Origin of the sequence: Buttiauxella izardii, from assembly GCF_003601925.1 — a bacterium.
GTDB lineage: Bacteria > Pseudomonadota > Gammaproteobacteria > Enterobacterales > Enterobacteriaceae > Buttiauxella > Buttiauxella izardii.
This window is the reverse complement of sequence record NZ_QZWH01000022.1, coordinates 61,178-72,555: the sequence shown is the minus strand read 5'-3', so window position 1 is coordinate 72,555 and position 11,378 is coordinate 61,178. Positions and strand designations below refer to the sequence as shown.

At 54.6% G+C, this 11,378-nt stretch carries 13 protein-coding genes; 10 read left to right on the top strand and 3 right to left on the bottom strand.

Annotated elements, in window-relative coordinates:
* Window positions 1–2: 2 nt before the first annotated feature.
* The 4 genes from D6029_RS11110 to D6029_RS11095 are packed head-to-tail and all read left to right on the top strand — an operon-like array spanning window position 3 to window position 2,559.
* Window positions 3–431, top strand: a complete 429-nt coding sequence (locus D6029_RS11110) for a PTS sugar transporter subunit IIA (RefSeq protein ID WP_120064816.1) — start codon at window positions 3–5, stop codon at window positions 429–431.
* Window positions 432–440: 9 nt separating this feature from the next.
* A complete protein-coding gene (locus tag D6029_RS11105) occupies window positions 441–935 on the top strand; it encodes a PTS sugar transporter subunit IIB (RefSeq protein WP_120064815.1) in 495 nt (164 codons plus the stop codon).
* 11 nt (window positions 936–946) lie between these two features.
* Complete coding sequence (locus D6029_RS11100) at window positions 947–1,744, top strand: PTS mannose/fructose/sorbose/N-acetylgalactosamine transporter subunit IIC (protein WP_120064814.1); 798 nt, start codon at window positions 947–949, stop codon at window positions 1,742–1,744.
* Window positions 1,744–2,559: a PTS system mannose/fructose/sorbose family transporter subunit IID gene (locus D6029_RS11095; protein WP_120064813.1), complete on the top strand. Its 816-nt coding sequence runs from the start codon at window positions 1,744–1,746 to the stop codon at window positions 2,557–2,559. The genes D6029_RS11100 and D6029_RS11095 overlap by 1 nt, the downstream gene beginning before the upstream one ends.
* 207 nt (window positions 2,560–2,766) lie before the next feature.
* On the opposite strand, the gene D6029_RS11090 is transcribed toward D6029_RS11095, so the two are convergent.
* From D6029_RS11090 to rihC, 3 genes are all read right to left on the bottom strand, one after another.
* Window positions 2,767–3,549, bottom strand: a complete 783-nt coding sequence (locus D6029_RS11090) for a glucose-6-phosphate isomerase family protein (protein WP_120064812.1) — start codon at window positions 3,547–3,549, stop codon at window positions 2,767–2,769.
* Window positions 3,542–4,105 (bottom strand): glucose-6-phosphate isomerase family protein, encoded by a 564-nt coding sequence (locus D6029_RS11085; protein WP_120064811.1) that lies wholly within the window; start codon window positions 4,103–4,105, stop codon window positions 3,542–3,544. Before D6029_RS11085 ends, D6029_RS11090 begins: the two co-directional genes overlap by 8 nt.
* Before the next feature lie 104 nt (window positions 4,106–4,209).
* The gene (rihC, locus tag D6029_RS11080; protein WP_120064810.1) at window positions 4,210–5,127 is read right to left on the bottom strand and encodes a ribonucleoside hydrolase RihC; all 918 of its coding nucleotides are present in this window, start codon (window positions 5,125–5,127) and stop codon (window positions 4,210–4,212) included.
* 84 nt (window positions 5,128–5,211) lie between these two features.
* On the opposite strand from rihC, the gene D6029_RS11075 reads away from it, so the two are divergent.
* The 6 genes from D6029_RS11075 (at window position 5,212) to D6029_RS11050 (ending at window position 11,365) form a co-directional block, all read left to right on the top strand.
* Window positions 5,212–5,943 (top strand): FadR/GntR family transcriptional regulator, encoded by a 732-nt coding sequence (locus tag D6029_RS11075; RefSeq protein ID WP_120064809.1) that lies wholly within the window; start codon window positions 5,212–5,214, stop codon window positions 5,941–5,943.
* A 97-nt stretch (window positions 5,944–6,040) separates the two neighbouring features.
* Window positions 6,041–6,943 carry a 2-dehydro-3-deoxygalactonokinase gene (locus tag D6029_RS11070; RefSeq protein ID WP_120064808.1) on the top strand — a complete coding sequence of 301 codons (903 nt, stop codon included), beginning with the start codon at window positions 6,041–6,043 and terminating at the stop codon, window positions 6,941–6,943.
* Window positions 6,940–7,587, top strand: a complete 648-nt coding sequence (locus D6029_RS11065; protein WP_120064807.1) for a 2-dehydro-3-deoxy-6-phosphogalactonate aldolase — start codon at window positions 6,940–6,942, stop codon at window positions 7,585–7,587. The genes D6029_RS11070 and D6029_RS11065 overlap by 4 nt, the downstream gene beginning before the upstream one ends.
* A 3-nt stretch (window positions 7,588–7,590) precedes the next feature.
* Complete coding sequence (locus D6029_RS11060) at window positions 7,591–8,460, top strand: SMP-30/gluconolactonase/LRE family protein (protein ID WP_120064806.1); 870 nt, start codon at window positions 7,591–7,593, stop codon at window positions 8,458–8,460.
* A gap of 26 nt (window positions 8,461–8,486) precedes the next feature.
* Window positions 8,487–9,911 carry a sugar porter family MFS transporter gene (locus tag D6029_RS11055; RefSeq protein WP_120064805.1) on the top strand — a complete coding sequence of 475 codons (1,425 nt, stop codon included), beginning with the start codon at window positions 8,487–8,489 and terminating at the stop codon, window positions 9,909–9,911.
* A gap of 47 nt (window positions 9,912–9,958) precedes the next feature.
* Window positions 9,959–11,365: an MFS transporter gene (locus tag D6029_RS11050; protein ID WP_418230259.1), complete on the top strand. Its 1,407-nt coding sequence runs from the start codon at window positions 9,959–9,961 to the stop codon at window positions 11,363–11,365.
* Window positions 11,366–11,378 lie beyond the last annotated feature (13 nt).

Here is an 11,378-nt window from a genome sequence, read left to right as displayed (position 1 = left end):
CTATGATCAACGTGATTCTGGCAACACACGGCACACTCGCAGACGCCTTATTGGCAAGCTCGCGCATGGTTTACGGCGAGTTGCCGCATGTTTTCCCGGTGATGCTCACTCAAAACAAAGGCATCAATAGTTTTGGCGATGAGTTTGCGGCGGTGCTGAAGCAGGCCAGTAAAGGGGCCGATGGCGTGGTGGTGCTGTGTGATTTGCAAAGCGGCACGCCGTGGAATATCGCCTGCCATTACGCGTTCAACCCGGATACGCAACCGCCAGTCACCGTGCTCGCCGGGGTGAACTTCCCGATGTTGCTGCTCAGCGATGAGATAAAAGATCTCACCGATGTTGAGCAAGCCACCGCGCAATTACTGGCAAATACGCAGGACACGCTGGTGCAGGCGGCCCTGGCAGAAACAGCGCAATCCGACGATTTCTAAGGGGCAACGATGAGCATTTCATTTGTACGAATCGACGATCGCGTGATCCACGGCCAGCTCGTAACCCGCTGGGCGAAAGAGCTGCCGTGCGATGGGATTATCGCCATCGACGATGCTGTCGCCGCCGATCCTTTACTTTCTTCCGTGATGAAAGGGGCGGTGCAGGATATTAAAGTCTGGTTATTTGACACCGCCACCGCGATTGAAAAACTGCCCAAAATCATCGCCAGCGAGAAGCATTACTTCGTGATTGGCAAATCGCCGGTGACGCTAAAACGCATCGAAGAAGCGGGCATCAGCCTGCAAAACAGCAATAAAAAAATCAATGTCGGCCCGATGAGCGCACGGGCCACAACCACCACGATTGGCCCTAATCAGTCTGTAAACCCGGAAGAGGTCGCCGCATTCGACTACCTCACGCAGCGCGGGCATCAGATTGAATTTCGTCTGGTGCCTGATGCCAGCAGCTATAGCTGGCAGGACGCTCGCCAAAAACTCAAATAAAGGAGTGCATTATGGCTTTCGAAGCGGCTTTGATTGGCATTCTCTGTTACCTCGGTGCGTTAAGCAGCCCATGGCTGCTGGGGCTGACCGGCGGCTGGTATTTGATTACCCGCCCGTTGGTTTCAGGGATGCTGGTAGGTTTTATTCTCGGCGATGTGCAAACCGGGATTATCATCGGCGTGGCGGTTCAGGCCGTGTATATCGCGATGGTGACCCCCGGTGGTTCGATGCCTGCCGACCTCAACTTTGTGGCGTTTCCGGCCATCGCGCTGGGTATTTTGTCCAATAAAGGGCCAGAGGTTGCCGTGGCGCTGGCCGCCACCATCGGGATTGCAGGCACGGTTTTATTCAACGCGATGATGGTGCTGAACTCGTGGTGGAACCACCGCGCCGATATTGCCCTTGAGAAAGGCGACGAACGCGGCGTGTATCTCAACAGCGCTATCTGGCCGCAAGCGACCAATTTCCTGATGCGTTTTATTCCGACGTTTATCGCGGTTTACTTCGGCGCGCAGTACATCAATGCCTTTATGGACAGCCTGCCGCATATCGTCCTTTCGACGATGAACGTGCTCGGCGGCATTTTGCCTGCGGTGGGTATCGCGATTCTGCTAAAGCAAATCATCAAAAATTACAGCATGTTGATTTACTTCCTGGTGGGGTTTATCTGCATCGTTTTCCTGAAACTGAACATGGTGGCGCTGGTGATCGTTGGGGCGCTGCTGGCGCTCATTCACTACAACTACAAACCCGAGCCGCAGGCTGAACGTGTGGCCTCAAACACGACTGATGATGAGGATGAATTCTGATGGAAGAACGTAAACTCACTCGCCAGGATTTGCGCCGCTGCTGGCGGAGCTGGATGATGTACAACCTGTCGTCCATGAGCTTTGAGCGCCTCGAGTCATTCGGTTTTTGCCTGAGCATGTTGCCGGTGGCGAAGAAGCTGTATCCCGATCCCGAACAACGCAAAGAGATGCTCAAACGCCACGCCTCGTTCTACAACACCGAGCCGCAACTGGGCGCGATTGTGAACGGCATGGTGCTGGGGCTGGAAGAGAAACGCGCCAACGGCGAACCGATTGACGGTGAGACGATTAACACCCTGAAAGTCGGGTTGATGGGGCCGGTTGCGGGCATCGGCGATTCGATGATTCCGGGTATGCTGATCCCGATTTTGCTCAGTATCGGCATGGCGCTGGCGGCGGGCGGCAATATTCTCGGGCCACTGTTTTATTGCGTAGCCTGGCTGGCGATTATCATTCCCGGCTCGTGGTTCCTGTTCCTGAAAGGCTACCGCATGGGATCGACATCCGTTGAGATGCTGGTCAGCAGCAAATCGACGCGCCTGCGTGAAGCGCTGTCGTTGCTCGGCGTTTTCGTTATGGGCGGTGTTGCGGCAAGTTACGTGAAGCTGGGAACGGGGCTGGAGTTTGTCACCAAAGACGGCGTGAATATTCATGTGCAGCAGATGCTGGACGGGATTTTCCCTAATCTGCTGCCGCTGTTGGTGGTGATCGGCACCTGGTATTTGATGGCGAAGCGCGGCGTTTCCCCGGTGAAAGCGATGCTGCTGTTGCTGGTTCTGGCGGCGGTGGGAGTGGCTGTGGGGTTATTTTCTTAGTTGTATGCCCTCACCCCGACCCTCTCCCCCAGGAGAGGGAGAAAACCGAGTTAATTCCCCTCTCCCTCAGGAGAGGGAGAAAACCGAGCCAATTCCCTCTCCCCCAGGAGAGGGAGAAAACCGAACCAATTCCCTCTCCCTCAGGAGAGGGCGAAAACCGAACCAATTCCCCTCTCCCTCAGGGAGAGGGCCAGGGTGAGGGTTGTTTTAAGGATGGAATCCCACCCACTTCTGCCCTACTATTCCCGGCTTCGAAATAAACTGAAACCGCGCCGGATCCTCAACAAACTGCTGATACAGCGGCTCATCGGTAATCCCAAACTCGGTATATTTTCGCGGTGACGTGACCTGCAAACGCCCCGGCATATAACTGCGGTTATGCTGCCAGGCAATGTGCTCATCCTGCAATAGCGGATACCACGCCAGCCCTTTGTACGCACGCACCGCGTCGTATTCAAAACCATATTCCCGGTCGCACCACGCGCCAAACGTCAGCGGTTCATCTGGCGAGGCAGAAATCGTGGCATGTGCCCAACCCGGCGGCACCAGCACTTTATCACCCGGCCCCGCGCACACCGCAAAACAGCGCCCCGGATCGTCAGCGACATATTCCTGCATATAGATAATCGCTTTGCCCTGCCAGATTTCATATAGCTCTGGCGGCGACCAGCCGCTGTGGCTGCTGATGCGATGAATATGGCCCTGGCTGCGGATCGGTTCGTCGCCTAATCGGCCCGAGGCGTAAGTCACCACGCCAAACAACAACATCCGTTTTTTAAGCTCTTCGCGATCCTGCAAACGCGCGACGTCCATCACGATCGCATACACATCTTCCGGCCCGCTACATTGCGGATCGCGAAGAGAAGCGCGGATCTGATCGAGTTTACGGATCTCCGGCACCGGCCCGATCACTTCCTCACCGTAGCTAAAACCCATCGGCTGATGATGAACCGCCATATCGAGGCCAAATTTCAGATGTGGTTCAGCCATTTTGCACCTCTTTGGCCTGGATTTTCCCTTCGCGCAAAAAGACGCGTTGTTTAAAACCTTGCGCCAGAGAAGCGTAATCATGCCCGGCAATCGTCGGCCAGACGGCAAGTGCTGAAAGCACCTCCGAACCGGTGTTAATCAAGCGGTGGGCGGTATTGCCGGGAATAATATGCACTGAACCTGGCGACACTTGCTCAAGCCGTGCTTCGCCCTGTTCGCTTTGCAGCAATAACAATCCGCTGCCGCGCAGGCCAAAATAGACTTCTCCCTGCTCGCGCCGCTGATGGAAATGGCCGCGAGTCATATAAAACTCATCGCCCACGCGCCCTGGATTGAGATGCGTGGTGCCGACAAAAAGCTCGCCTTCTCCCTGTGGAGATTGCAGCATTTCAACCTGATAAATTGGCGTGTCGGCGGGTAACGCTCGCCATGCGGCGTCGTCCTGGAACACGCCGACCAGATCGCCGCTGCGTGTCGTTTTGGTAATGATATTTTCAGCCGTGAAATGGCCGTTAAGGAATGCCACACCCGGTGGCACGATGACAGGTACATTCATTTTATTTCTCCGGCCCAAGGAGAACTGCTTAATCAGCATAGCAAGGTTAATCGATTAACCCCATTATCAGGCCGAAGAAAATCGATCTGCGTCGCGTTTAATATTTAAGGGGCTAACGCCAGGACTTCAGCCACCCATTTCTGGAAACCCGCAACGTCAAGATCCAGCGCCACATGCGCGTTTGGCTCGCGCTGATAACGCCCTTCGATGTCCACAACCGTAGTGCCTGCGGTAAATTCACCGTGGGTTTCTACCGCCACAAAACAGTGTTTAGTCTGGAACAGTTCAGGTTTCACTAGCCAGGCGATGGCACATAGATCGTGCATTCTCAAGCCCGTCGCCATGCTGCCGCTGCGGTAGTGGCTGAATAGCGCATGAAGCATTTTCCCGGTTTGGTTGAGCTCAGAAAGCGTTGCCAGATATTCCGGGCTGAGCACGGCCTGATTAGTCACATCAAGGCCGCACATCACAATTTCCAGCCCGCTTTCAAATACGCGAGCGCCCGCTTCCGGATCGATGGCGAGATTAAATTCCGCATTTGGCGTGAAGTTACCGCGCCCTGCCGATCCGCCCATGATCACCAGGCGTTTGATCTTCGCTTTGCAATCCGGGTATTGGGTAAGCAGCAGCGCGATGTTAGTCAGTGGGCCGATAGCCACCAGCGTGACGGGTTCTACGCTGGCAGTTAAACATTCATAAATCGCCTGAAACGCGGGTTTATCCAGCGGCTGGCGTTGGTGCTCAACGAAGGCGTAACCTTCCATGCCCGATTCGCCGTGAACATATGCGGCATCGCGCAGTTTGCGCACCAGCGGTGTGGCGGCACCTTGCGCTACCGGAACATCCCGCTGCCAGAAGTGCATGAGCTGCAATGCGTTGCGCGTGGTTTTCTCCACGCTGACGTTTCCGGCGACCGTCGTCACCAATTTTAAATCAAGCTGTGGGGCAAAAAGTGCAGCGGCAATCGCCACGGCGTCGTCGATGCCAGGATCGGTGTCGAGAATGATTGGTGTTTTTCTCATAAGTTGCTCTCTATTAGGTACATACGGCGCGATTAGCTTACTATGTAGCTCATTTCCATGTTCGAACTCCGTCGAGAAAGTGCAATGAAACTCCCACAGGCAAACATTTCAGAATCCGTCACCCAGCATCTTGCGCGGCGAATTATGCACGGCGATCTCGCGCCGGGTCTGTCTTTGCCAGGCGAGAACGAATTGGCCGTGGAGTATGAAGTTTCCCGAACTTCTGTACGTAATGCGCTACAGGTTCTTGCCGCGAAGGGACTCATTTCGATTCAGGCCAAAAAGCGCAGCACGGTGAACAGCCGCGAGCAGTGGAGTTTGTTGGATATCGACGTGTTGGGCTGGCTGGCTGAGGGCGAGCTTGATCTCAAATTGGTTGAGCAATTGATCGTTACGCGCCTGATTTTCGAGCCAAATGTTGCGACACTTGCCGCATTAAATGCCACCGGACACGATCTGGCGGCCATGGAAGATGCACTCCAGCTAATGCGCAAAGGCCAGCTTGATGCACAACGATCGCTGTTTGAAGAAGGCGATATGGCCTTTCACCATGCGCTGTTACGCGCCACACATAATCCCTTTCTGTTAGCTCTCGGCAACGCCCTTTCCGCCGCTATGGCGCTGTCATTCAAGCAAACGCTGGAAAAAGACGTGCGCCAGACCAAGGCCGCCGTCGATGAACACTTCTTGTTGTTTGATGCCATTCGCCTGAAACAAGTCGAAAAAGCCCGCCAACAAATGCGCAGCATTCTGCTTAATGCCGCTAAAAAACGCATCTGGCAGGATCGCCCGGAAATGTTCGACCACATTATTTGATCCTTACCTGACGTAATTTCGATCTTCCTCACACACTGTGATGTTTTTTTGTTCTAGCATTCTTGTATTACAAGATTACATGGTTTGTATTACTTGGATGAAAAATCATTGGATTGCTATCGATTGGGGAACCACCAACTTCCGGGCATTTTTGATGCAAGGATCGCTGCAAGTTTCCCGCATAAATCAGGCCTGCGGGCTGTTGTCTGTGGAGAAGGGTCAATTTGCCCAAACGCTGCAAACGCTGCTGGAAAGCTGGCTTGAGCAGTACGGAAACTTGCCGATTGTGATGGCAGGAATGGTCGGTTCGCAGCAAGGCTGGCATGAAGTGCCATACGCGCCACTGCCGTGTAACGCCGCTGATTTGGCATCCGGCACACTGGCCTTCACCACTTCATGGGGCAGCCCGGCGTGGATTATTCCCGGCGCAAATGGGATCAGTCAGTTTTCCCAGCCAGACGTGATGCGCGGTGAAGAAGTCCAATTGTTGGGCCTCGCGGCACTGCACCCCGCGAACCAGCATGTTGCGTTGCTGCCGGGAACTCACAGTAAACACGCGCAAATGCAGCACGGTGAAATCACCTCTTTTTCCACCTTTATGACCGGCGAAGTTTTCTCGCTGCTTACTCAACATTCCATTCTTGGCCGTGCGCTACCGGAACAACTCGAAGACGAACAAGCCTTCTTGCTCGGCGTTAAAACCGCCAGCCAGGGTGCGCCATTTACCCATTTGATCTTCTCAGCCCGTACCCGCCGCCTGGCGGGCGAACTGAGTGAAACCAGCATTCACAGCTATCTGTCAGGTTTAACCATCGGTTACGAATTGCAAACGCTACCGGTTCAGCAACACGCGTGGGTCGTTGGCAGCCCGGCATTAACGGCGCGTTATCAGCTTGCGGCTGGCCAGATGAACCTCAGCCTTTCTCAGGCCAACGGCGATGACTGCTTTATTCACGGCCTGTGGCACCTCTTTTGCCAGCTTCAAGGAACTCCATCATGAACCCGGAAAATTTCATCAGTCAGTGGCAACAAGAGCCGTTACCGCTGGTGGCGATTCTGCGCGGCATTACGCCAAAAGATGCCCGCGAGGCGGCAGAAATCCTGCTCGATTGCGGTTTTCGCTACCTTGAGGTGCCGCTCAATAGCCCGTCACCGCTCGAGTCTATTGCTTTGATGCGTAAAACGGTGGGCGAGCGCGGCTACGTGGGCGCGGGAACCGTGCTAACCGTTGAACAAGTTGATGCCGTCGCCGAATGCGGCGGGCAATTGATTATTTCGCCAAATTGCTGCCCCGATGTTATCCGCCACACCCGCCAGCTCGGGCTTGTCAGCCTGCCGGGAATTATGACGCCGAGCGAAGCGTTCAGCGCGATTGCCGCCGGGGCCAGCGCGTTGAAATTATTCCCCGCAGAACAGATCACCCCCGCGATCACCAAAGCCTTCCGCGCCGTCGTCCCTCGTGAAATCGCGATGTTACCGGTTGGTGGCATTCAGCCAGATGCCGCGCAAATGCGTAGCTACATTCAAGCGGGTGCCAATGGCTTTGGCCTTGGCGGCGGGCTGTATCAGGCGGGGATGAGCATGATTTTGCTGCGTGAACGCGCGCAGGCTTATCAACGCGCTTGGCATGAGTGTGCGGAGTAAATCATGAATCAGGTATCTGGCGAAAATTTCGAAGTGATTGGCAGCTATCGCGCACAGTTAGGTGAAACTCCAGTGTGGTGTTGCCGCAGTGGTTCACTGCTGTGGGTCGATATTCTGCAAAATCGTCTGCTGCGCTACTGGCCGAATCAGGCGCAGCGTATAGAAATTCGCCCGATGCCTGTTTTCACCAGCGCCGTGTTGCTGACCTCCACGCTCGATACATTCCTGGTCGTAAGTCAGAGCGGTATCTCGCTATATGACTATCAAAATCAGCAGGTTCGCGATTTTTGTCGGTGGCCGGACGATGCGACCGGAACGCGCCCTAACGAATCCGCCATTGCCCCGGATGGATCATTGTGGTTCAGCACGATGGATCCCACCGCTCGAGAGGCTATCGGAAGCTGGTATCGAGTCAGTGCTTCAGCACCGACGCCCCAACGCCTGTTGGGGAATTTATGGGTCCCCAATACCCTGGTGTGGACTGACAAAAACATCTGGTTTGCCGATTCACTACGCCACCGATTTTACCGTGCGACTTCGCAAGAAGATGGCCTGTGCATTGAACAGGAATATCCCGTCGACGGCATCCCGGATGGTTCCACGCTGACTGGCGATGGCAAACTGATCAACGCTTGCTGGGGAAGTTCGTGCCTGACGCGTTTCCAGCTAAACCACCAGCAAATGACCAAAACCGGCCAGATAACGCTCCCCGTGAGCCAGCCCAGCAGTTGCACTTTTGGCGGCCCGAATTTGTCCGATCTCTACATCACTTCTGCACGAGATGGACTTGCCCGACCCGCGGCCCTGGATGGCGCGGTTTTAAAAATAACAACAACACTTGCAGGCACACCCGCCCGCGAATTCAGGCTCTAAAAATCCATCACCTTTAAGGCGTAATTATGAGCACTATTTCTCACCCTACACATACGAATCGGCAGACGATCCTCGTCTGTTTCCTCGCCGCACTTGCCGGGCTGTTGTTTGGCCTGGATATGGGCGTCATCGCGGGCGCACTGCCCTTTATTGCTAATGAATTTAATCTCAGTAGCCATCATCAGGAAGTTGTCGTCAGCATCATGATGTTAGGCGCGGCACTTGGCGCGTTGTGCAGCGGCCCCATGTCTTCAAGCCTTGGGCGCAAGAAAAGCCTGCTGTTGGGAGCGGTGCTGTTTATCATCGGCTCCATCGGCTGCGCCGTGGCGCATAGCATGGAAGTCCTCGCGGTATCACGTTTTATCCTTGGCCTGGCCGTCGGCGTTGCTTCTTTCACTGCCCCGCTGTACCTGTCAGAAATCGCGCCAGAGCGTATTCGCGGCAGCATGATTTCGCTTTATCAGTTGATGATCACCATCGGGATTCTGGCGGCGTTTTTATCTGACACTGCCCTGAGTGAAGGCGGCCACTGGCGCTGGATGCTCGGTGTTATTACCTTCCCAGCCATCGTTCTTTTTATCGGCGTGCTGACGCTCCCGGAAAGCCCGCGCTGGCTGGCAATGAAAGACAAGCATGAGCTTGCCGGAAAAGTGCTGAAACTGCTGCGTAACTCCGATAAAGAAGCGCAGGACGAGCTGAATCAAATCCGCGAAAGCGTGAAAATGAAGCAGCGCGGTTTGCAGCTTTTTCGTCACAACGCGCACTTTCGCCGCTCCACTTATCTCGGCGTGTTACTCCAGTTTATGCAGCAGTTCACCGGTATGACGGTGATCATGTACTACGCGCCGAAGATCTTCGAAATTGCCGGTTTCGCCACCACCCGTGAGCAAATGTGGGGCACGGTGATCGCCGGTTTAACCAACGTGCTGGCGACGTTTATTGCCATTGCACTCGTCGACCGTTGGGGGCGTAAACCTATCCTGAAGCTCGGTTTTTCAGGGATGGCGGTTTGCATGGGGATTCTCGGCTACATGTTCCACAGCGGGATTTCTAACCCGACCGAGCAGTACGCCGCCGTTATCGTGCTGCTGATTTTCATCACCGGTTTTGCCATGAGCGCAGGCCCGCTGATTTGGGTGCTGTGTTCTGAAATCCAGCCGCTTGCTGGCCGCGATTTTGGCGTGACCTGCTCCACTATGGCGAACTGGATAGCCAATATGATTATTGGCGCGACGTTCCTGACGCTTATCGACACCATCGGCAGCTCCGGCACGTTCTGGCTTTATGGCGTGCTGAACGTGGTTTGTATTGTGCTGACCCTCCTGTTTGTCCCTGAGACTAAAAACATTTCCCTGGAACATATCGAACGCAATTTGATGTGCGGCAATCCTCTACGCCATATCGGGCAGCCGCCACAAGGCAAAACCGGTAAGGCCATCACAACAGAATAAAACAACAACAGGCCTGAGGCTGGAACTCAGGCCCCCTACCTCTGGAGATGACTATGAGTAACTTAATCGAGAGAAAATCAGCGGATTCCACCGCTGAATCACGGGTCTACAGCAAGATTACCCGGCGACTGATTCCGTTTTTAATTCTGTGTTACTTCTTTGCCTATCTCGACCGCGTGAACGTGGGGTTCGCCAAACTGCATATGCAGGATGCGCTGAGTTTTAGCGACACGGTTTACGGCCTTGGCGCAGGGATTTTCTTCATCGGCTATTTCCTGTTTGAGATGCCGAGCAACTTGTTGATGCAGAAGTTTGGGCCGCGTTTCTGGATTGCCCGAATCATGGTGACCTGGGCGGTACTTTCCGCAGGCATGATGTTCGTGACCACGCCGACCCAATTTTACGTCGTACGCTTTTTACTCGGCGTGGCGGAAGCGGGCTTCTTCCCTGGCATCGTGTTTTATCTCACGCTGTGGTTCCCGTCGTGGCGCTCCGCCCGCACGCTCGGACTGTTTATTCTTGTCACGCCGCTGTCGACGATTATCGGCAGCCCACTTTCCGGCCTGATCCTGAAAATGTTTGAAGGTGTCGGCAGCCTGCATAACTGGCAGTGGCTGTTTTTGGTCGAAGCGATTCCTTCGTTTGTGCTGGCGTTTGTGGTGCTGCGTTATCTCGATAACGATGTGAAATCAGCCAAATGGCTGACCGATGCCGAAAAACAGGTGGTTGTCGACGACCTGGCAAAAGATGCCGCCAACCGTGCGCGTGCCAATAAAGGCAAAGTGGATAGCAGCCTGAAAGGGATGCTGAAAAACGGCTACGTCTGGCTGCTGGCACTGGTGTTTTTCAGCTTCAACATCGGCTACTACGGCATTAATTTCTGGCTGCCATCGATCATTAAAAGCTCAGGCGTTAACGACGATTTCTATATCGGCCTGCTGGCAGCGCTGCCGTATGTCTTCGGCGCGGCATTTATGGTGTGGAACAGTCGCCATTCTGACCTCAAGCAAGAACGCCGTTGGCATATCGCGATTCCGGCGCTAATTGGCTGTATTGGCCTGACATTAAGCGCGTATTGCAGCGGTTCCACCTTCTGGATGATGGCGTGGATTTGCGTGGCGATGTCCGGCACGTTGGCATTAATTCCTACCTATATCAGCCTGCCCGGCGCATTGCTTTCTGGCACCGCAGCGGCTGCGGGTATCGCGTTTGTGAACTCCATCGGCAACCTGGCCGGTTTCTTCGGCCCAACGGTTCTCGGCTGGCTGAAAGACACCACCGGGCGCACCGACGTGGGTTTGTACATTTTGGCGGGCTTCCTGCTGCTTTGCGTGCCGCTGATCCTCACCCTGCCCGCACGCCTGGCAAACCCTAAAAAAATGACCGTTGAACCTGAATACAGCGATGCGCAGCCTGATGCTGCTCATCATATCAATGCGGCTAGCCGCCGTTAACGAACAAAAAAGA